20 protein-coding genes are annotated in these 19,536 nt (G+C 65.3%); 18 read left to right on the forward strand and 2 right to left on the reverse strand.

The features are described from left to right. Window positions 1-23 precede the first annotated feature (23 nt). The 7 genes from AC2D9V_RS09270 to AC2D9V_RS09300 are packed head-to-tail and all read left to right on the forward strand — an operon-like array spanning window position 24 to window position 6,344. Window positions 24-821, forward strand: a complete 798-nt coding sequence (locus AC2D9V_RS09270) for an ABC transporter ATP-binding protein (RefSeq protein WP_484713784.1) — start codon at window positions 24-26, stop codon at window positions 819-821. After that, window positions 818-1,672 carry an ABC transporter permease gene (locus tag AC2D9V_RS09275; protein WP_484713785.1) on the forward strand — a complete coding sequence of 285 codons (855 nt, stop codon included), beginning with the start codon at window positions 818-820 and terminating at the stop codon, window positions 1,670-1,672. Before AC2D9V_RS09270 ends, AC2D9V_RS09275 begins: the two co-directional genes overlap by 4 nt. Next, window positions 1,669-2,937, forward strand: a complete 1,269-nt coding sequence (locus tag AC2D9V_RS09280) for a cytosine deaminase (RefSeq protein ID WP_484713786.1) — start codon at window positions 1,669-1,671, stop codon at window positions 2,935-2,937. Before AC2D9V_RS09275 ends, AC2D9V_RS09280 begins: the two co-directional genes overlap by 4 nt. Further along, window positions 2,934-4,328: an FAD-binding oxidoreductase gene (locus AC2D9V_RS09285; RefSeq protein WP_484713787.1), complete on the forward strand. Its 1,395-nt coding sequence runs from the start codon at window positions 2,934-2,936 to the stop codon at window positions 4,326-4,328. The genes AC2D9V_RS09280 and AC2D9V_RS09285 overlap by 4 nt, the downstream gene beginning before the upstream one ends. Next, window positions 4,325-4,906, forward strand: coding sequence for an NAD(P)H-dependent oxidoreductase (locus AC2D9V_RS09290; protein ID WP_484713788.1), 582 nt, complete (start codon window positions 4,325-4,327; stop codon window positions 4,904-4,906). Before AC2D9V_RS09285 ends, AC2D9V_RS09290 begins: the two co-directional genes overlap by 4 nt. Continuing rightward, on the forward strand, window positions 4,906-5,553 hold the full coding sequence (locus AC2D9V_RS09295) for an NAD(P)H-dependent oxidoreductase (RefSeq protein WP_484713789.1): 648 nt from the start codon (window positions 4,906-4,908) through the stop codon (window positions 5,551-5,553). The genes AC2D9V_RS09290 and AC2D9V_RS09295 overlap by 1 nt, the downstream gene beginning before the upstream one ends. Continuing rightward, window positions 5,550-6,344 carry a creatininase family protein gene (locus AC2D9V_RS09300; protein ID WP_484713790.1) on the forward strand — a complete coding sequence of 265 codons (795 nt, stop codon included), beginning with the start codon at window positions 5,550-5,552 and terminating at the stop codon, window positions 6,342-6,344. The genes AC2D9V_RS09295 and AC2D9V_RS09300 overlap by 4 nt, the downstream gene beginning before the upstream one ends. Here AC2D9V_RS09300 and AC2D9V_RS09305 read toward each other — a convergent pair. Beyond that, on the reverse strand, window positions 6,317-7,102 hold the full coding sequence (locus tag AC2D9V_RS09305) for a DeoR/GlpR family DNA-binding transcription regulator (RefSeq protein WP_484713791.1): 786 nt from the start codon (window positions 7,100-7,102) through the stop codon (window positions 6,317-6,319). The two genes, AC2D9V_RS09300 and AC2D9V_RS09305, sit on opposite strands and share 28 nt — an antisense overlap. Window positions 7,103-7,349: 247 nt before the next feature. Here AC2D9V_RS09305 and glpD point away from each other — a divergent pair, with 247 nt between their 5' ends. From glpD to AC2D9V_RS09355, 10 genes are all read left to right on the forward strand, one after another. Next, window positions 7,350-8,942, forward strand: a complete 1,593-nt coding sequence (glpD, locus tag AC2D9V_RS09310) for a glycerol-3-phosphate dehydrogenase (protein WP_484713792.1) — start codon at window positions 7,350-7,352, stop codon at window positions 8,940-8,942. A 10-nt stretch (window positions 8,943-8,952) separates the two neighbouring features. Continuing rightward, on the forward strand, window positions 8,953-10,041 hold the full coding sequence (locus AC2D9V_RS09315; RefSeq protein WP_484713793.1) for an ABC transporter ATP-binding protein: 1,089 nt from the start codon (window positions 8,953-8,955) through the stop codon (window positions 10,039-10,041). Continuing rightward, entirely contained in the window at window positions 10,042-11,112 is a 1,071-nt protein-coding gene (locus AC2D9V_RS09320; protein ID WP_484713794.1) for an ABC transporter ATP-binding protein, read from the forward strand. A 3-nt stretch (window positions 11,113-11,115) separates the two neighbouring features. Continuing rightward, entirely contained in the window at window positions 11,116-11,988 is an 873-nt protein-coding gene (locus AC2D9V_RS09325; RefSeq protein ID WP_484713795.1) for a carbohydrate ABC transporter permease, read from the forward strand. After that, window positions 11,988-12,791: a carbohydrate ABC transporter permease gene (locus AC2D9V_RS09330; protein WP_484713796.1), complete on the forward strand. Its 804-nt coding sequence runs from the start codon at window positions 11,988-11,990 to the stop codon at window positions 12,789-12,791. The genes AC2D9V_RS09325 and AC2D9V_RS09330 overlap by 1 nt, the downstream gene beginning before the upstream one ends. Further along, window positions 12,791-13,198, forward strand: a complete 408-nt coding sequence (locus tag AC2D9V_RS09335; RefSeq protein ID WP_484713797.1) for a DUF2160 domain-containing protein — start codon at window positions 12,791-12,793, stop codon at window positions 13,196-13,198. The genes AC2D9V_RS09330 and AC2D9V_RS09335 overlap by 1 nt, the downstream gene beginning before the upstream one ends. Before the next feature lie 86 nt (window positions 13,199-13,284). Next, window positions 13,285-15,009, forward strand: coding sequence for an ABC transporter substrate-binding protein (locus tag AC2D9V_RS09340; protein WP_484713798.1), 1,725 nt, complete (start codon window positions 13,285-13,287; stop codon window positions 15,007-15,009). A gap of 238 nt (window positions 15,010-15,247) precedes the next feature. Continuing rightward, window positions 15,248-16,732: a glycerol kinase GlpK gene (gene glpK / locus AC2D9V_RS09345; RefSeq protein ID WP_484713799.1), complete on the forward strand. Its 1,485-nt coding sequence runs from the start codon at window positions 15,248-15,250 to the stop codon at window positions 16,730-16,732. Beyond that, entirely contained in the window at window positions 16,729-17,862 is a 1,134-nt protein-coding gene (locus AC2D9V_RS09350; protein ID WP_484713800.1) for an iron-containing alcohol dehydrogenase, read from the forward strand. Before glpK ends, AC2D9V_RS09350 begins: the two co-directional genes overlap by 4 nt. Window positions 17,863-17,964: 102 nt before the next feature. Continuing rightward, window positions 17,965-18,129 (forward strand): hypothetical protein, encoded by a 165-nt coding sequence (locus AC2D9V_RS09355; RefSeq protein WP_484713801.1) that lies wholly within the window; start codon window positions 17,965-17,967, stop codon window positions 18,127-18,129. Here AC2D9V_RS09355 and AC2D9V_RS09360 read toward each other — a convergent pair. Further along, window positions 18,126-18,896 carry an alpha/beta fold hydrolase gene (locus AC2D9V_RS09360; protein WP_484713802.1) on the reverse strand — a complete coding sequence of 257 codons (771 nt, stop codon included), beginning with the start codon at window positions 18,894-18,896 and terminating at the stop codon, window positions 18,126-18,128. The two genes, AC2D9V_RS09355 and AC2D9V_RS09360, sit on opposite strands and share 4 nt — an antisense overlap. A 94-nt stretch (window positions 18,897-18,990) precedes the next feature. On the opposite strand from AC2D9V_RS09360, the gene AC2D9V_RS09365 reads away from it, so the two are divergent. Continuing rightward, window positions 18,991-19,362, forward strand: coding sequence for a hypothetical protein (locus AC2D9V_RS09365; protein WP_484713803.1), 372 nt, complete (start codon window positions 18,991-18,993; stop codon window positions 19,360-19,362). Window positions 19,363-19,536 lie beyond the last annotated feature (174 nt).

Consider the following 19,536-nt stretch of genomic DNA (forward strand, 5'->3'; position numbering starts at 1 on the left):
CGCGCGGGCCGCCTGTCCTTCCCATGTCAGACCTGATGTCCCGCCAGACCCTGCCGATCGACCAGCGCCCGAAGGTGCTGGAGATGCGCGATGTCCTGAAGGTGTTCAACGGCACCGTCACCGCGCTGAAGGGCATGAACCTGACCGTCAATGCTGGTGACTTCATCTCGCTTCTCGGCCCCTCGGGCTGCGGCAAGTCCACGGCGCTGCGACTGATCGCGGGGCTGATGCAGCCGACGCAAGGCCGCATCCTCTGGGAAGGCGCGCATGATACCGGCGACCTTGGCGTCGTCTTCCAGGAACCCACGCTGATGCCCTGGGCCACGGTGGCGCGGAACGTCTACCTTCCCTTCCGGCTACGGGGGCAATCGTTCGCTTCGGTCGAGCCTGAAATCCGTGAGGCGCTGTCGCTTGTCGGGCTGGAGAAATTCGCCGACGCCTACCCGCGTGAACTTTCAGGCGGCATGAAGATGCGCGTCTCCATCGCCCGGGCGCTGGTCACCAACCCGCGCCTGATCCTGATGGACGAACCCTTCGCCGCGCTGGACGAGATCACACGGCAGAAGCTGAACAACGATCTTCTCGCGCTCAAGGCTAAGATCGGCTGCACGGTGATCTTCGTCACCCATTCCGTCTTTGAATCCGTGTTCCTCTCGGACCGCATCATCGTAATGGCCGCCCGCCCCGGCCGGGTGGTGGACGAGATCCGGGTGGATGCCCCCTATCCCCGCGACATGGCCTTCCGCACTTCGGCCGAATATGCGGCCCATACCGGCGTGGTTTCCAAAGCCCTCCTCGAAGCCATCGGAGAGGCGGCATGACCATGGCCGAACGCCCGACCGCCGAGGCGATCTATGACGCCGAAGAGGCCCGCCGCGCCCGTGCCCGGCGGACCGAAAGCATCGCCCGCTGGCTGCTGCCGCTTCTGGTGGTGGTCGGCACCATCCTTGGCTGGCAGGCGCTGGTGACCGCGAACGAGATCCCGCATTACATCCTCCCCGGCCCCTTCCGGGTGTGGGAGCAGCTTGTCGCCGATTGGGACCTTCTGCGCGAGGCGCTGTGGGTCACGCTCCGGATCACCATGATGGCGCTCGGGGTCGCGGTCATCGGTGGCGTGCTTCTTGCGATCCTCTTCGACCAAAGCCGGTTTGCCGAGCTCATCTTCTACCCCTACGCCGTTATCCTTCAGGTCACCCCGATCGTCTCGATCGCACCCTTGATCTTCATCTACGTGCAGGACCCGACCGCCCGCGTCCTGATCTGCGCCTGGATCGTCGCCTTCTTCCCGATCCTGTCGAACACCACGCTCGGCCTCAAATCGACCGACCACAACCTTTCCGACCTCTTCACCATCTACGGCGCCAACCGCTGGCAACGACTGATCTTCCTGAAACTTCCATCCGCGCTGCCCTATTTCCTTGGTGGCCTCCGCATCGCCGGCGGACTCGCGCTGATCGGGGCCATCGTCGCCGAATATGTCGTAGGCACCGGCGGGGCAGGGTCAGGCCTTGCCTTCCGCATCCTTGAGGCCAGCTACCGCCTCAACATTCCCCGCATGTTCGCGGCCCTCCTCCTGATCGGCGTTGTCGGGGTGGCGATCTACGCGCTGACGGCGTTCCTGTCGTGGTTCCTGCTGCGCAAGTGGCACGAAAGCGCGATCTCCCGCGAATGACCGACTTCCGTCGCCTTCCCGCCGGACCCGTGACGCTGGAAAACGTCACCGTCCCCGCCTGCCTTCTGGGGCACGAGGGTGACCTGATCCGCACCAGCCTGTCGCTTGACCGGGGGCACATCACCAGCGGCCTCTTCCCGGTGGTGGACATGGGCGGGGCCATGGTCCTGCCCGCCTTCACCGACATGCACACGCATCTTGACAAGGGGCATATCTGGGGCCGAAGCCCCAACCCCGACGGCACCTTCATGGGCGCCTTGACCGCCACCGGGGCCGACCGCACCGCGCACTGGTCGGCGTCCGACGTGCGCCGCCGGATGGACTTTGCCCTTCGTTCGGCCTACGCCCACGGCACCCGCGCGATCCGCACCCATCTTGATGCGATCCCGCCGCAGGACGGCATCTCCTTCCCCGTCTTCGCCGAGCTTCGCGCCGAATGGGCCGGCCGCATCGACCTCCAGGCCGCATGCCTTGTCGGCTGCGAGGGCGTGGACGCAGACGGCCCCTTCCGCAAGACCGCCGACATCGTCGCCGCCCACGGCGGCATCCTTGGCTGCGTCACCTACCCGATCCCCGATGTCGCGACCCGCATCCGCACCCTCCTGACCCTCGCCGCCGAACGCGGCCTCCCGGCCGATTTCCACGCCGACGAGACGATGGACCCCACCGCCAACACCCTGGCCGAGATCGCCAAGGCGGTGATCGAAACCCGCTTCTCCGCCTCCGTCGTCGTCGGCCATTGCTGTTCCGTCAGCGCGATGGATGAGGCCGAGGCCCTCCGAACCCTAGACCTCGTCGCCCAAGCCGGCCTCCACATCGTCAGCCTGCCGATGTGCAACCTTTACCTGCAGGACCGCCAGGCCGTCCGCACCCCGCGCCGCCGGGGGATCACGCTGGTGCATGAGATGAAGGCGCGCGGGATCAACGTCAGCTTCGCCTCGGACAACACGCGCGACCCGTTCTATGCCTATGGCGACCTCGACATGCTCGAGGTCCTGCGCGAGGCCACCCGCATCGGCCACCTCGACCATTCCGCCCCCGACTGGGTCCAGTCCGTCCTTTCCAACCCCGCGCGCGCCTGCGGCTTCCCCGCGCCCTCGCTCGCGACAGGCGCCCCCGCCGACCTCGTGATCTTCAAGGCCCGCAGCTGGACCGAGCTTTTTTCCCGCCCGCAGTCCGACCGTATCGTCCTGCGCGCCGGGCAGCAGATCGACCGCACCCTTCCCGACTATGCCGAACTCGATGACCTGATGGGACCCACATGACGACAGAAGCCCTGAAAGCCGCCCTCGCGCATCTCGACATCGACGCCAACCCCGTTTCCGTCCGCGCCAAGTCCCGCGACTTCTTCTGGTATTCCCCGGTCCTGAAAGCGCGCATGGACCACCTGACCGCCGATTTCGTCGTCTCGCCCCGCAGCGAGGCGGAGGTGATCGAGGTCCTGCGCGAGGCACACAGACACAACGTCCCCGTCACCGTCCGCGGCGCGGGCACCGGAAACTATGGCCAGGCAATGCCCATGCGCGGCGGCGTTATCCTGCACATGCGCCACATGACGGCAGTCAAGGAAATCCACCCCGGCCGCGTGATCGTCGAACCCGGCTGCCTGATCCGCGACCTTGACGCTGCCACCCGCGCCCATTCCGGGCAGGAACTCAGGATGCACCCCTCCACCTACACCACCGCCACCATCGGCGGCTTCATCGGCGGCGGGTCGGGCGGCATCGGCTCCTGCACCTGGGGCGTCCTGCGCGACGTGGGCAACATCCTGCGTCTTCGCGTCGTCACCGCCGAGGCCGAGCCACAGGTGCATGATTTCACGGGTGAGGAACTTCACCGCGTAAGCCACGCCTACGGCACCAACGGCATCATAACCGAGGTCGAGATGCCCTTGGCCCCAGCCTATGACTGGGTCGACATCTTCGTCACCCACAAGGATTTCGACACCGCCGTGCAGATCGCCGGCGACCTTGGCCACCAGGACGGCATCCTGAAGAAACTGATCTCGGTCTACGAGGCCCCGGTTGCGAAGTCCTACTTCCAGCGCGTCGCCCCACATGTCGACGCCGACGACGCGCTTATCGGACTGATGGTCGCGCCGCACAGCATGGACGGCTTCCTAACCTTCCTGAACCGCTACACCGGCGCGAAGATCATTTACCGCAGCGACCAGACGCATTGGGAACGGGAACCGGGGCCCGTTTTCGAATACGGCTGGAACCACACCACGCTTCGCGCGCTGAAGGTGGACCCGTCGATCACCTACCTGCAGGTCCTCTACGCGCCCGGCGTATATGCCGAAAAGATTGCCGCCATCCGCGCCGCCTTCCCGGGAGAGCTTTACCAGCACATCGAAGGCATGCGCGTCGACGGCAAGATGGCCTTTGCCGGCCTGACGCTGGTCAAGTTCACCACTGAGGAACGGCTGGACGAGATCATCCGCCAGCACGAGGTGATGGGCTGTTTCGTGTTCAACCCGCACCGCTACACGCTCGAGGAAGGCGGCCGCCAGTCCACCGATGCGACCCAGCTTGCCTTCAAGCGGCAGGCCGACCCCAAGGGCATCCTGAACCCCGGCAAGATGATCTCCTGGGATGAGCCCGGCTGGGACTACAGCCGCATGTACAGCTACAAGGGCATGCAGGCCGCCGAATGACGAAAGCGCTCGTCGTCTTCGCCCACCCCTGCGAGGAAAGCTTCGCCGCCGCCCTCAAGGATGTCGTGGTGAGGACACTGGAAGGACGGGGCTGGGACGTCGACCTTTGCGACCTCTACGCCGAAGGTTTCAACCCGGTGATGTCGGCCGAGGAACGGCGCGGCTATCACGCCGTGCCTGCGAACCGCGCCCCGGTGCAGGCCCATGTCGACCGCCTACTTGCGGCGAACGCACTCGTCCTCGTCCATCCGGTCTGGAACTTCGGCCCGCCTGCGATCCTGAAAGGCTGGTACGACCGCGTTTTCCTTCCCGGCATCACCTTCCGGCTGGAGAACGGCAAGGTCCTGCCCGCGATGACCCATATCCGCAAGCTCGGCGTCGTCACCACCTACGGCGCCTCATGGCTGCGCGCCACCCTTGCGGGCGATCCGCCCCGGCGGCTGGTGACGCGCGCGTTCCGCCACGCGGCAAAGCCTGATAGGCTGCTCTACCTGGCCCTCTACGACATGAACCGAGCGGATCAGGCCAGACGCGCGGGCTATCTTGCCCGCGTGGAACACGGCATGAGGCAATTCTGATGCGCGCCCTCGTGGTCTACTGCCATCCCACCCCCGACAGCTTCACCTCCGCCATCCGCGACCTCGTCCTCGCCAAGCTTGAGGCCGCCGGGGCCGAGGTTCGCCTTCACGATCTTTACGGAACCGGCTTCCAGCCGATCCTGACCACTACGGAATGGAAGGGATACCTCGAATGCCCGGCGAACTGCACGCCGGTCGATGCTGAAGTGGCCGACCTGCGCTGGTGCGATACGCTGATCTTCGTCTATCCAACCTGGTGGTATGGCTTGCCCGCAATGCTGAAGGGCTGGCTTGACCGCGTCCTTCTGCCCGATGTCGCCTTCCTGATGCCCGACGGGGCGAACAAGACCATCCGCCCCGGCCTTAAGCACATCACCGGCCTTGGCGTCTTCACCACCTGCGGGGCCAGCCGCTGGCTCACATGGCTGGTCGGCGCGCCGGGCAAGCGCACGCTGACCCGTGGCGTAGGCCTTCTCCTCAAACCCCGCAAGCGTTCTGTCTTCGCCGCGCATTACCTGATGGACAGCTCCACCCCCGCAAGCCGGGCCCGACACTTGGGCCGTGTTTCCGCCAAGATGGACAAGCTGATCGGCCGCCCAGTCCCGGCCCCGATCCCCCAGCCGCGCCGGACAGAGGTAACACCATGAGACGCCGCCTCGACTGGGCCGACTTCCGCGCGCCCGAATATGCCGCCATCGACCCCGCGCGCACCATCGCCATCCTGCCCACCGCCGCAATCGAACAGCACGGGCCCCACTTACCCGTCGGCACCGACACGCTGATCGCCAAGGGGCTGCTGAACCGCCTCCGTGCCGCTTGCCCGGGCGACCTCGACATCCGCATCCTGCCGGTGCAGGCGGTGGGCAAGTCCAACGAACACCTCTGGGCGCGCGGGACCCTGACCCTCACCGCCGCCACCGCGCTGGCCGCCTGGACCGAGATCGGCCTTTCCGTCGCCCGCGCCGGCGTCCGCAAGCTCGTTATCCTCAACAGCCACGGCGGCAACCTCGACCTGATCTCGATCCTCTCGCGCGAGCTTCGGGTGCAGGCGGGGATGCTGTGCGTGAAAGCCGGCTGGGGCAGCATGGGCATGCCAGAAGGCGTCTATTCCCAGCAGGAACTCCGTTTCGGCATCCACGGTGGCGATGCCGAGACCTCGCTGATGCTGGCGATGTACCCCGAGACTGTGGACATGACCGCCGCCCGCGACTTCCGCTCCACCGCCGAAACCGCGCCGATCCCGCCGACCGGCCCGGTCAGCCTTGGCTGGGTCGCCTCGGACCTCAACCCCGCCGGCGTGGTGGGCGAGGCGCATCTTGCGACGGCGGAAAAGGGTGAAGCGACGATTGCCCATATCATCGACCAGACCATCGCGCTCCTCCGCCAGGTCGAGGCGCTGCCGCTGGACGGCTATTCCCCCGCGATGGGCCCGGCCTGACCGGCGACCTGCACGCTGGTCCCCCAGGCTTCGCATTTCCGCATCAGCTCGACCGGCAGCGGTGCGTCAGTGAAAAGGGTCGCAATCTCGGCCAGCGATGCAAGCCGCGCCGGGGCGGACCGGTCCAGCTTGGAATGGTCGGCCACCAGAAACACCTTCCGCGCCTGCCGGATGATGGCCTTCGACACCCGCACCTCGGCAAGGTCAAAGTCCAGAAGGTCGCCGTCCCGGTCCAGCGCCGACGCGCCGATCACCGCGTAATCGACCTTGAACTGCTCGAAGAACTGCGTCGTGAGCTCCCCGACCAGACCACCGTCGGTGCGCCGCAGCGCCCCCCCGGCGACCACGATCTCGCAGCCCGGGTTCGCGACAAGAGTGTTCGCCACGTTCATGTTGTTGGTGATGACGGTGATGTTGCGATGCGTCAGAAGTTCGCGCGCCACCGCTTCGGTCGTGGTGCCAAGGTTGATGATCAGGCTGCAATTGTCCGGGATCGCCGCCGCGCAGGCCCGCGCGATCGCGGCCTTCGCCCCTTCGTTCATCCGCCGCCGCGCCTCGTATCCGATGTTGGCCACACCCGTCCGCAGCATCGCCCCGCCATGCACCCGGTCAAGGTGCCCGGCATCGGCAAGATCGGAAAGGTCGCGGCGGATCGTCTGCAGCGTCACGTCGAACCGCTGGGCAAGGTCCTCGACCATCACCCGCCCTTCAGCCCGAGCCAGTTCAAGGATCTCGGTCTGCCGGAAGTTCAGCGCCATGTTCCTTTCCCTTCGCTACCCGCGTTTGTCTTTTCTGACATGGCATCGGGCCTCTGTCAGCGGATTTCTTGGCCCCGGTCGGTTTTCCATTTTGTGCGTTTGCGGCATGATCATGCTGCGGATGCGAAACTGACGCCGGGTAACTGCGCGCCGATGTTCGGTTCGCGCAAAAAGCGCGTGTAAACGAAAAAAGCCATTGACGGGATGGTTGCGGATGTCGCAGCGTCGGGCCGGGGGAGGAACCCAGGTGAAAGACGTCAAGACAGGGGTCGTCAGCGACCTCTTCATCATCGGGGGCGGCATCAACGGCTGCGGCATCGCGCGCGACGCGGCGGGCCGCGGCCTGTCGGTCGTCCTTGCCGAACAGGGCGACCTCGCCCAGGGCACCTCCTCGGCTTCGACCAAGCTTTTCCACGGCGGCCTGCGCTACCTGGAATACTTCGAGTTCCGCCTTGTGCGCGAGGCGCTGGAGGAACGCGAAACCCTGCTTGTCGCCATGCCGCACATCTCCTGGCCGATGCGCTTCGTCCTGCCCCTCTCCCCCGACATGCGGTTTGAAGGTGACACGCCGACCTCACGGCTTCTCAGCTGGGTGATGCCCTGGGCCAAGGGGCGGCGGCCGGACTGGCTGATCCGACTCGGCCTTTACCTTTACGACACGATGGGCGGCCGCAAGATCCTGCCGGCCACCCGCAGCATCGACCTGAGGCGCGACCCGGCGGGCAAGCCGCTGCGGTCCAGCTTCACCAAGGCCTTCGAATATTCCGACTGCTGGGTCGAGGATTCGCGGCTGGTCGTCCTGAACGCGCGCGACGCCGAACGGCGCGGCGCGCGGATCATGACCCGCACCCGCGTGATCAGCGCCGAACGGGCCGATGGCCTGTGGCACATCACTACCGAAGGACCGCAGGGCCGTGATGTCTGGAAGGCCCGCGCGCTGGTCAATGCCGGGGGCCCTTGGGTCGAAGATGTCATCCGCAACGTCGCGCGGATCAATTCCAGCGAAGGCGTGCGCCTTGTCCGCGGCTCGCATATCGTGACGCGCCGGCTCTTCGACCATGACCGCAGCTACTTCTTCCAAGGCACCGACGGGCGGATCATCTTCGCGATTCCCTACGAACAGGACTTCACCCTGATCGGTACCACCGACAAGGACCACAAGGACGCCCCGAAGGACGCCCGCTGCACGGATGAGGAGCGCGATTACCTCCTCGCCTTCGCCAGCCGCTACTTCGCCAAGCCCGTCACCAGGGACGACGTGGTCTGGACCTATTCCGGGGTCCGCCCGCTTTACAACGACGGCGCAAAGTCGGCCACGGCGGCAACGCGCGACTATGTCCTCAGCCTCGATACAGGTGGCGCGCCGCTCCTGAACGTCTTCGGCGGCAAGATCACGACCTACCGTCGTCTGGCGGAATCGGCCCTGGCCAAGCTTGCACCGTTCTTCCCAGAGGCAAAGGCAGCATGGACCGCCCGCGTCGCGCTGCCGGGGGGCGATTTCCCGCATGACGGTGTCGCCACGCTGACGGCAAAACTGGCCACGCAATATCCGTTCCTCACCCCCTACTGGGCCGGACGGATGATCCGCGCCTATGGCACCGAGGCCTTCGCAATTCTTGGTCAGGCCGGTACCGCCGAGGCGCTGGGCCAGGACTTCGGCGCCACCCTGACCGAGGCCGAGGTGCGCTGGCTGATGGCACGGGAATACGCGGTGACGGCGGCAGACGTGGTCTGGCGGCGATCCAAACTGGGCCTGCGCCTGACCGCCGAACAGATCGAGACGCTGGATCGCTTCATGTCCGGCGCGGCTTCCCGGGCGATCAGCCCGGCAGCCGAATAGGGGGGGCCGGATGGCGCTTGAGTTGCAGAACGTGTCACGGTCGGTTGCGGGGAAGGTGCATATTCACCCGACCGACCTCAGGCTGGAACAGGGCACGATGAACGTGCTTCTGGGCCCAACGCTTGCCGGCAAGACCTCGCTGATGCGGCTGATGGCGGGCCTCGACAAGCCCTCGACCGGACGCGTCCTCTGGAACGGCGATGATGTGACTGGGGTGCGCGTGCAGGATCGCGGCGTCGCCATGGTTTACCAGCAGTTCATCAATTACCCCGGCATGACGGTCTACGAAAACATCGCCTCACCCTTGCGCCTGATGGGCAAGGCCGCGGCCGAGATCGACAAGGCCGTCCGCCAGACTGCCGAGATGCTGCGCCTGACCCCGATGCTGCAGCGCAAACCGCTCGAGCTTTCGGGCGGCCAGCAGCAACGCTGCGCCTTGGCGCGGGCGCTTGTGAAGGGGGCCGGGCTTGTCCTTCTCGACGAACCCCTCGCCAACCTCGACTACAAGCTGCGCGAGGAACTCCGCGTGGAAATCCCCCGCATCTTCGAAGCCTCGGGTGCGATCTTCGTCTATGCGACGACGGAACCCGAAGAGGCACTACTGCTTGGCGGCAACACCGCGACCCTTTGGGAAGGGCGCGTCACCCAATTCGGTCCGACGCCCACCGTCTACCGGCTGCCCGAGGATGCAACCACCGCCCGCGTCTTCTCCGATCCGCCGATGAACTTCGTCTCGGTCCGGAAAGAGGCAGGTCGCCTCACCTTTGGCGACAGCGCGCATGTCCCGGTGGAAGGGGCAACGCGCGATCTGCCGGACGGCACTTATCTGGCTGGCTTCCGGGCGAACCATGTTACGCTGAACCGTCACTCCGGCGATGCGGTCGAATTCCGCTGCACGATCGGCGCGACCGAAATCACCGGTTCGGAAACTTTCGTCCACCTCACCCATGGCTCGGACCGCTGGGTCGGGCTGATCCATGGGGTGCACCCCTTGGACGCCGGGATGCAGACCTCTGTCTTCGTCGATCCGGCGCATGTCTATCTCTTTGAATCCTCGGGACGCCTTGCCGCGCCCGCCCCTTATGCAATGGCGGCCTGAATGTCCCGGATCACGCTTTCCAAACTTGCCCACAGCTACCTGGCGAACCCCACCAGTGATGCCGACTTTGCGCTGAAGGAGATGGACCACATCTGGGAGGATGGCGGGGCCTATGCGCTTCTCGGCGCTTCGGGCTGCGGCAAGACCACGCTTCTGAACATCATCTCGGGACTTGTGCGCCCGTCGCAGGGCCGCGTCCTTTTCGGTGACCGCGATGTGACCGATGCCGAAACGACCGAGCGCAACATCGCCCAGGTGTTCCAGTTCCCGGTCGTTTACGACACGATGACCGTGCGCGACAACCTGTCCTTCCCCTTGCGGAACCGCGGAATGGATGCCGCCTACATCGCCCGCCGCGTCGACCAGATCGCGAAGATGATCGGGATGGAGGGCGAGCTCAACCGCAAGGCGCGCGGGCTGACGGCGGACGCCAAGCAGAAGATCAGCCTTGGCCGCGGCATGGTGCGCGAGGACGTGAACGCGATCCTGTTCGACGAACCGCTTACCGTCATCGACCCGCACATGAAATGGGAGCTTCGGACCCAGCTCAAGACCCTTCACCGCGAGTTCGGCCACACGATGATCTACGTGACCCACGACCAGACCGAGGCGCTGACCTTCGCCGACAAGGTGGTGGTGATGCATGAAGGCCGCGTCGTGCAGATGGGCACGCCGGAAGACCTGTTCGAAACCCCTGCCCACACCTTCGTCGGCTATTTCATCGGCTCGCCCGGGATGAACCTTCTTGATGCCGAGATCCTTGGGTCAGAAGCCCGCGTGCAAGGGGTGACTGTGCCGCTCGGGGCGACCTATGCGCGAATGGACGGCCGCACCCAGATCGGCATCCGCCCGGATTATGTCCTCGTCTCGGACGAGGGCTTGCCGGTGACCGTCCGCCGGGTCGAGGATGTCGGCCGCCACCGGATCGTCCGCGCCGAACTGGCCGGGCAGCCCCTGAACGCCATCCTGCCCGAAGGCACGTCGCTTCCGGCCGAGCCCCGGGTGTCCTTCCCCACCGGCAAGGTCAATGTCTACGCAAACGACTGGCGCGTCGCGCCGGCAGGAGCCTGACCGATGGAAAAGACCCAGAACAACAAGGCATGGTTCCTGGTCCTTCCCGTCCTCGCGCTGGTGGCCTTCTCGGCCGTCCTGCCCCTGATGACGGTGGTGAACTACGCCTTCAACGACACCTTCGGGCAGAATGAATTCTTCTGGGCCGGGCTTGACTGGTTCGAAGAGATGGTCACCTCCGACCGCCTCCACGCCGCGCTCGGCCGACAGATCCTGTTCTCGACGATCGTCCTTCTGATCCAGATCCCCCTCGGCATCTACATCGCGCTCAACATGCCGAAATCCGGCTTCTGGGCCTCGTTCTGCCTGGTCCTTATGGCCCTGCCGCTGCTGATCCCCTTCAACGTGGTCGGCACGATCTGGCAGATCTTCGGCCGTGTCGACATCGGACTTCTGGGCCACACGCTCGCCGCGATGGGCATCGACTACAACTACACCAACGACCCCATCGACGCCTGGATTACCGTCATCGTGATGGACGTCTGGCACTGGACCTCGCTCGTCGCCCTCCTCTGCTACGCCGGCCTCCAGTCGATCCCCCAGGCCTACTATCAGGCGGCGAAGATCGACCAGGCCACACGCTGGTCGGTCTTCCGCTACATCGAACTCCCGAAGATGAAGGGCGTCCTCCTCATCGCCGTGCTTCTCCGCTTCATGGACAGCTTCATGATCTATACCGAGCCCTTCGTCGTCACCGGGGGCGGCCCGGGGAACGCCACCACCTTCCTGTCGATCGATCTTGCCAAGATGGCGACAGGCCAGTTTGACCTCGGCCCCGCCGCCGCCTTCTCGATCATGTACTTCCTGGTCATCCTCCTGATCAGCTGGGTCTTCTACACCGTGATGACCAACATGGACCGCGAGGAGACCCGCTGATGCGCTTCCGTTCCTCTGCCATCGTGATGACGGTCTATCTCCTCTTCCTCCTGATCCCGATCTACTGGCTCGTGAACATGAGCCTGAAGACGAATACCGAGATCACCTCGACCTTCACGCTCTGGCCTCAGAACCTGACCTTCCAGAACTACGTCACGATCCTGACCGACCCGTCCTGGTACATGGGTTATGTGAACTCGCTGATCTACGTCACGATGAACGTGGTGATCTCGATCACGGTGGCGCTGCCCGCGGCCTATGCCTTCAGCCGCTACAACTTCATGGGCGACAAGCACCTGTTCTTCTGGCTCTTGACGAACCGCATGGCGCCCCCGGCCGTCTTCGCGCTGCCGTTCTTCCAGCTCTACTCGGCGCTGAACCTCATCGATACACACATCGCCGTGGCGCTGGCACATTGCCTCTTCAACGTGCCCCTCGCGGTCTGGATCCTCGAAGGCTTCATGCGCGGCGTGCCGAAGGAAATCGACGAAACCGCCTATATCGACGGCTACAGCTTCCCGCGCTTCTTCGTGAAGATCTTCATGCCGCTCATCGCGAGCGGAATCGGCGTCGCGGCCTTCTTTTGCTTCATGTTCTCCTGGGTGGAACTTCTTCTCAGCCGAACCCTTACCACCACAGATGCCAAGCCAATCGCCGCGACCATGACCCGCACCGTCTCTGCCTCTGGCATGGACTGGGGCGTGCTGGCTGCGGCCGGGGTCCTGACCATCGTTCCGGGGGCGCTCGTGATCTACTTCGTCCGCAACTACATCGCCAAGGGCTTCGCCCTGGGGAGGGTGTGATGACCGCCACCCGCTGGACCCCGATCTACCTCACCTTCGCCGTCCTCATGGGCGCGATCCTGGCGCTGATCTTCTCGGCCGTGCCGGTCGATGACGAGGGTGTGCGCGACTGGACCGGGCAGCTAATCCCCGGCTTCTGGATGGCCTGGACCTTCCCGGTCGCCCTCTTCTTCTGGTGCATCGCGGGGCTTCTGATCGTTTTCACGCTCCTTGCGATCCGCTTTCCCGAAACCCCGCGCGTCGGCGTCCTTCGGATCGAGACCACGCGGGGCGACCGTCTGTTCATCAGCCTTCTGGGGTCGGCCTTCATCCACCTTGGCTGGCTCTTCTTCGCAGGCCCCGACGCAATCTGGGGCGCGATGATCCTGTCCCTGGCCTATGCCGCAGCGGTCTTCCGCTGGGTCTAGAGCAAGGCAAAACGCCGACCCCGGGACGGTCAGTCCGCCCCGGACCGAAGACCAAGACCAACGTCTCGCAATCTGGGAGGATGAAAATGAGACTACGTCAAACCACAACCGCCATGGCGCTTGCGCTGATGGCCATGAACGCCCCCGCCTGGGCGGACATCGAGGCGGCGAAAGCCTTCCTTGATGCCGAAATCGGCAATCTCTCGGTCCTGGACCGCGCCGCGCAGGAAGCGGAAATGCAGTGGTTCATCGACGCCGCCAAGCCCTATGCGGGCATGGAGATCAAGGTCGTCTCGGAAACCATCACCACCCACGTCTATGAATCCCAGGTCCTTGCCCCGGCCTTCGAGGCGATCACCGGCATCAAGGTCACCCATGACCTGATCGGCGAAGGCGACGTGGTCGAAAAGCTCCAGACGCAGATGCAGACGGGCGAGAACATCTACGACGCCTACATCAACGACTCGGACCTGATCGGCACCCACTGGCGCTATCAGCTTGCCCATAACCTGACCGACTGGATGGCAGGCGACGGGGCAGCGGTGACGAACCCGGGCCTTGACCTGAACGACTTCATCGGCCTGAAGTTCACCACCGGACCCGACGGCAAGCTCTATCAGCTGCCCGACCAGCAGTTCGCGAACCTCTACTGGTTCCGCTACGACTGGTTCAATGACCAGAAGACCAAGGACGACTTCAAGGCCGCCTATGGCTATGACCTCGGCGTTCCGGTCAACTGGTCGGCCTACGAGGACATCGCCGAGTTCTTCACCGGACGCGACATGTCCTATGCGGGCGGCCCGGCCACCGGTGTCTATGGCAACATGGACTACGGCAAGAAGGACCCCTCGCTCGGCTGGCGTTACACCGACGCCTGGATGTCGATGGCGGGCATGGGCGACGTGGGTGAACCGAACGGCCTGCCGGTCGACGAATGGGGCATTCGCGTGGACGAGAACTCGCGCCCCGTCGGCTCCTGCGTGGCGCGCGGTGGCTCGACCAACGACGCGGCGGCGGTCTATGCCGTGACCAAGGCGATCGAGTGGCTGCAGAAGTACTCGCCGCCGGAAGCCCAGGGCATGACCTTCGGTGAAGCCGGACCGGTGCCTGCCCAGGGCTCCATCGCCCAGCAGATGTTCTGGTACACCGCCTTCACCGCCGACATGGTCAAGGAAGGCCTGCCGGTGATGAACGAGGATGGCACGCCCAAGTGGCGCATGGCCCCCTCGCCGCATGGCGTCTACTGGCAGGAAGGCCAGAAGATCGGCTACCAGGATGCCGGATCGTGGACGCTTCTGAAGTCCACCCCGATCGACCGGGCGCAGGCTGCATGGCTCTATGCCCAGTTCGTCACCTCGAAGACTGTGGACCTGAAGAAGTCCGACGTCGGCCTCACCTTCATCCGCGAGTCGACGATCAACAGCGACCACTTCACCGAACGCGCGCCCAAGCTGGGCGGCCTGATCGAGTTCTACCGCTCGCCGGCCCGCGTCCAGTGGTCGCCGACCGGCACCAACGTTCCTGACTATCCGAAGCTTGCCCAGCTCTGGTGGCAGAACATCGGCGACGCCATGTCGGGGGCAAAGACCCCGCAGGAAGCGCTCGATGCCCTCTGCGAAGAGCAGGAAAAGGTGCTGGAACGGCTCGAAAAGGCCGGCGTCCAGGGTGACATCGGCCCGAAGATGAACGAGCCGCAGGATCCCCAGGTCTGGCTTGACGCCCCCGGCGCGCCGGTGGCCAAGCTGGAAAACGAGGACGAAGAGCCCAAGACCGTCAGCTACGACGAGCTGATCCAGTCCTGGAAGCAGTAAGCTGAAATGGTCCCGGGCGGAGCATACCCGCTTCGCCCGGGACCGATTTCTTCGAAGAAATCGGGTCGGAGCCTTCGAAGGCTCCGGTCCGGGTTTTCGAAAACGCCGCGGCGCGCGAGAGGATTTTTCGAAAGGCGCCAATCCTTAACATTTCCCTAACGCCCACGAGCAACTCTTTGTAATCAATAACAATCCGACTTTTGACCACCGTGGACACCGTTGACCGCAGGCCGCCGAAATGACCCATATCCTCGCCATCGACCAGGGCACCACCTCCTCCCGCGCGATTCTTTTCGATGCCGGTCTGCGTCCCATCGCAACCGCCCAGAAGGAATTCCGGCAGCACTACCCGCGCCCCGGCTGGGTCGAGCATGACCCCTCCGACCTCTGGTCGACCGTCGCCGCCACCGCCCGCGCCGCGATCGAGAAGGCCGGAATCTCCGCCACCTCCATCTCCGCCATCGGCATCACCAACCAGCGCGAGACGACCCTGATCTGGGACCGCGCGACCGGCCAGCCGATCCACCCCGCCATCGTCTGGCAGGACCGGCGGACGGCGGACACCTGCGCCGCCCTCAAGACCGCGGGGCATGAGGCCGCGATCACTGCGAAGACCGGGCTCCTCCTCGACCCCTACTTCTCGGGGACGAAGATCAAGTGGCTCCTCGACAACGTCGAAGGCGCCCGAGCCCGCGCTGAGAAGGGTGAGCTTGCCTTCGGCACCGTCGACACCTGGCTGATCTGGAACCTGACGGGCGGGAAGGTTCACGCGACCGACGCAACCAACGCCTCCCGCACCCTGATCTACAACATCGCAAAGGGGGAATGGGACGCCGAAATCTGCGGGCTTCTCGGCATCCCCCTTTCTCTCCTGCCCGAGGTGAAGGACTGCGCCGCCCCCTTCGGCACGACCCGCCCCGATCTTTTCGGCCGCGAAATCCCCATCCTCGGCGTTGCGGGCGACCAGCAGGCAGCGACGGTGGGTCAGGCCTGTTTCAGTCCCGGCATGATGAAGTCCACCTACGGGACCGGCTGCTTTGCCCTACTGAACACCGGCGCCGATATGGTGCCCTCGAAGAACCGGCTTCTGACCACCGTCGCCTATCAGCTGAAGGGTAAGCCGACCTATGCCCTTGAAGGGTCGATCTTCATTGCCGGGGCGGTGGTCCAGTGGCTGCGGGACGGACTGAAGATCATCCGCGAGGCGAAGGAGACCCACCCCCTCGCCGAGGCAGCCGAGGAAGCCCAGGGCGTGATCCTCGTCCCCGCCTTCACCGGCCTTGGCGCGCCCTATTGGCGGCCCGACTGCCGCGGTGCGGTCTTCGGGCTGACCCGGAACTCCGGACCCGCCGAACTGGCCCGCGCGGCGCTGGAAAGCGTCGGCTTTCAGACCCGCGACCTTCTGGAAGCGATGCGCGCCGATTGGGGTGCCGCCGCCGACGGGGTGCTGCGGGTCGATGGCGGGATGACCGCGTCGGACTGGACCATGCAGTTTCTGGCCGACATCCTCGGTGCCCCGGTAGACCGACCGAAGGTCACCGAAACGACCGCCCTTGGGGCCGCCTACCTGGCCGCGATGGAGGCTGACATCGTCGGCGGCCCGGCGGAGTTCGCCAAGAGCTGGGCGCTGGACCGCAGGTTCACACCGGCGATGGATGAAGGTCTCCGCGAGGCGAAATATGCCCGCTGGAGCAAAGCCGTCGCCGCAACGATGAGCTTTTGACCCCCTTTGCCATCACCGCACCCGGCCGGATCCTGTTCGGCCGCGGCGAGGCGCAGAAGGCGCCGGGGCTGATCCGGTCCTTCGGTCCGCGGGGGATTGTGGTCCACGGTTCCAACGTCGGCCGCGCGGCTTGGCTGACCGACGCCCTCGGCCCGGGAACGCTTGCCATCGCCTGCAAGGGTGAACCGACGCTGGCCGATCTTCTCGCCGCCCTGGACCTCGCCCGGGACTGGCGTCCCGACTGGGTCGCGGCCATCGGCGGGGGGGCGGCGCTTGATCTTGGCAAGGCGATTGCGGCCCTGATCCCCGCCCCCGACGACCCGTTGGAGCATCTGGAACTGGTCGGGAAAGGCCGTCCCCTTGTGGCCGATCCTTTGCCCTTCATCGCCCTGCCCACGACCGCCGGCACCGGGGCCGAGGTCACCCGCAATGCGGTGATCGGGGTGATCGAGGAGGGCCGGAAGGTCTCGCTCCGCGATGAGCGGATGGTCGCGCGGGTGGCCATCGTCGACCCTGCGCTGACCGACGGCTGCCCAAGGGGTGTGACCCTGGCCTCGGGGCTGGATGCGGTGACGCAAGTCATCGAACCCTTCGTCTCTGTCAAGGCGACGCCCTATACCGACGCCATCGCCCGACCGACAATTCCTGTGGGATTACAAGCCATTAGGCAGCTGATGGCAGGCGAGAACCCCGAGGCGCGGGACCGGATGGCCTGGGTCAGCCTGTGCGGCGGGCTTGCCCTTTCCAATGCGGGTCTTGGGGCTGTTCATGGCTTTGCCGGGGTGATCGGCGGGATGACGGGGGCCGCGCATGGGGCGATCTGCGGCGCGCTTCTGGGGCCTGTCCTTGCCGCCAACCGCGCGGCGGCGACGGGACCTGCCCGCGCACGGATCGACGAGGTTTTTGCCATGCTGGCCGAGGCCTTTGGCTGCGGTTCGGATGAGGCCCCGCGAGCCTTGCAGGACTGGGCGCGGGCCGAGGGGCTTCCCGGCCTGCAGGCGATGGGCGTGACGGCAGCCATGCACCCCGAGATCGTCAAGGCGTCGCTTTCCGCCTCGTCGATGAAGGGCAATCCGGTGGTTTTGTCCGAGGATGCCCTGACCGCGGTTCTGGAGAGCGCAGCGGGCTGAAACCGGCGCGGATTGACCAGAATCAAGGCGTGGACCACAGGGTCCGGATACCTTTTCAGCCGGGATAGAAACGGCTCGGAGGGAAGGGTGATGCGGCTGATGATGATCCTTTATTCTATGATCGGAATGGCGCTTGCGGGGTCCGCGGTGGTGCTGGTCCTGACACTTGGCTACGTTACGCTATGGCCCATTGTGGGGGCTGCGGCGGCGGGGGCGGTTGCTGCGCTGCCGGTCAGCTGGATGGTGGCCCGGCAGATCGACAGCTAGGCGTCCAGAAAGACCCGGACGGTCTCTTCGAACTCGCGTGGCTTTTCGGCGTGTAGCCAGTGGCCCGCGCCGGGGATCTTCGCAAAGCGGGCCTTGGGAAAAAGCGCGCGGATCGTGTCGCGGTATTCGGGGCGGACATAGTGGCTTTCCGCCCCGGTCAGGAACAGCGCCGGCCCCTCGAACCGCCCTTCGGTCCCAGGCCAGCCGACGATCTTCGGCATCTCGGCTTTCAGCACGGACAGGTTCAGCTTCCAGCGCGGGGGCGATGATCGCAGGTCAAGCGATTGCAGGAAGAAGGCCCGCAGGGCCGCATCCTCGACCCCTGCCGCCGCCAGTGCAGCGTCAGCCTCGGCCCGGGAGGTTAGGCGCGCCAGGTCAAGCGAGGCCATCGCATCGACATGGCGGGTCTGGTCATGGGTATAGGCAACCGGCGCGATGTCGGCGACGATCAGGCGGCGGATCAGGTCAGGCTGGGTCAGGGCCAGCTGCATGGCGGCCTTGCCGCCCATCGAATGCCCAAGCAAGTCGACCGGTGGGCCGAGGGTTCCGATCACCTCGGCAAGATCGGCGGCCATGTCGTGATAGGACTGGGTCGCTACGCGCGGGCTGTCGCCGTGGTTGCGCATGTCGACGGCGATGACGTTCCGCCTGTCGGCAAGTCGCCGGGCGATGACGCCCCAATTCCGGCCCGAACCGTAAAGCCCGTGGGCGATGACCAGGGTCGGGGCAGCCGGATCGGCGGCGTTGTGCTGGATGGTGGCAAGCATGTCCTTGTCTACAATCGGGGCCCGTGCAAGGCCAGAGCGGTTGAACCTCGACCGGAAGGATCATAGGGTCGGCTGCATTAAGGGAGGGTCTGGAATGAGTTCGGTGGCGATCCAGCAGATGGCGGATCGGGTGGGGCAGCTTATGGAAGAGAGGCTGGGCCTTACCGGAAAAGACCTGTCTGCGCGTCTGCGCAAGGGCGGGCGGTTGTTGCCGAAGCGGGTGCGAGAGGCGGCGCAGTTTCTGGCGGATGCGGCGGAAAAGGCGAAGAATCCTAAGCTTCTGGGCCAGATCGACATGGGCGCGGTGTCGACTGCCTATGACGCCTGCCTGAAGCACCTGATGACCGTCGACCCCGCCGAACGCAAGCGGAGTGTCCTGTCCGGCATGGTCGGCTTTGTCGGTGGCGGGGTCTTCGTTCTGGCCATCGGCCTCATCGCTGTGCTGGTCTGGCGCGGGTATCTCTAGGCGCGGAAGCGCGGTCGGGCTGCGCCTGCCAACTGTTTGGGAACGCTGGCTTAACTGGCGGATTTTGCGAAGAAGGGGGCGTCTTTCTTCCGTCTTCCCTGTGTCTTCCTTTTGTCTCTACGCGCGCCTCGTTGGCAACGCGTTAACCACGCCGGCTCCACGGGTCCAGAGCCT

This window comes from Tabrizicola sp. T46 (assembly GCF_057219895.1).